Source organism: Streptococcus sp. CL6.22, from assembly GCF_049738055.1.
Lineage (GTDB): Bacteria > Bacillota > Bacilli > Lactobacillales > Streptococcaceae > Streptococcus > Streptococcus mitis_DJ.
Window position 1 is genome coordinate 1 of sequence record NZ_JBKOTV010000026.1, and the last position, 1,356, is coordinate 1,356.

Consider the following 1,356-nt stretch of genomic DNA (forward strand, 5'->3'; position numbering starts at 1 on the left):
GGCTCTATAATATTTGTAGTGGGTAAATCCCCTATAGATATTATGGAGCCTATTTTTGTGTAGAAAAAAAGTCCCATAAGATCTATAATGAAAAGCGACCAAACAACTCATTAGAAAGATTCATATGGAACAATTACATTTTATCACAAAACTACTCGATATCAAAGACCCTAATGTCCAAATTATGGATATTGTGAATAGAGATACACACAAGGAAATCATCGCTAAACTGGATTATGAGGCTCCATCTTGCCCTGATTGCGGAAGTCAAATGAAGAAATATGACTTCCAAAAACCATCGAAAATTCCTTACCTTGAAACTTCTGGTATGCCTACTAGAATCCTCCTTAGAAAGCGTCGTTTTAAGTGCTATCATTGCTCGAAAATGCTGGTCGCTGAGACTTCTATCGTCAAGAAAAATCATCAAATCCCTCGTATTATCAACCAAAAAATTGCGCAAAAGTTAATTGAAAAGACTTCTATGACTGACATTGCCCATCAGCTTTCCATTTCAACTTCAACTGTCATTCGTAAACTGAATGATTTTCACTTTAAGCATAACTTGAGCCAACTTCCTGAGATTATGTCCTGGGACGAGTATGCCTTTACCAAGGGAAAGATGAGTTTTATTGCACAAGACTTTGATAATCTCAACATTATCACCGTTCTTGAAGGTAGAACACAAGCTATCATCCGAAATCACTTTCTGCGCTACGATAGAGCCGTTCGTTGTCAGGTGAAAACCATTACGATGGATATGTTTAGCCCTTACTATGACTTGGCTAGACAACTTTTCCCGTGTGCTAAAATTGTACTTGATCGCTTTCACATTGTACAACATCTCAGCCGTGCTATGAGTCGTGTCCGTGTCCAAATCATGAATCAATTTGAGCGAAAATCTCATGAATACAAGGCTATCAAACGCTACTGGAAGCTCATCCAGCAGGATAGTCGTAAACTGAGTGATAAACGCTTTTATCGCCCTACTTTTCGTATGCACTTAACGAATAAAGAGATTCTAGACAAGCTTTTGAGCTATTCAGAAGAGTTGAAACACCACTACAATCTCTATCAACTCTTACTTTTTCACTTTCAGAACAAGGAGCCAGACAAATTCTTCGGACTTATTGAGGACAATCTTAAGCAGGTTCATCCTCTTTTTCAGACTGTCTTTAAAACCTTTCTAAAGAACAAAGAGAAAATCGTCAATGCCCTTCAACTACCCTACTCCAACGCCAAATTAGAAGCAACAAATAATCTCATTAAACTCATCAAACGAAATGCCTTTGGATTTCGGAACTTTGAAAACTTCAAAAAACGGATTTTTATCGCTCTGAATATCAAAAAAGAAAGGAC

1 protein-coding gene is annotated in these 1,356 nt (G+C 37.5%); it reads left to right on the forward strand.

The window, feature by feature from the left end:
* Positions 1 to 124 precede the first annotated feature (124 nt).
* Positions 125 to 1,356, forward strand: a 1,232-nt coding sequence (locus ACLNCW_RS09750; RefSeq protein ID WP_424846207.1) for an ISL3 family transposase, incomplete at its 3' end; no start/stop codon positions are given.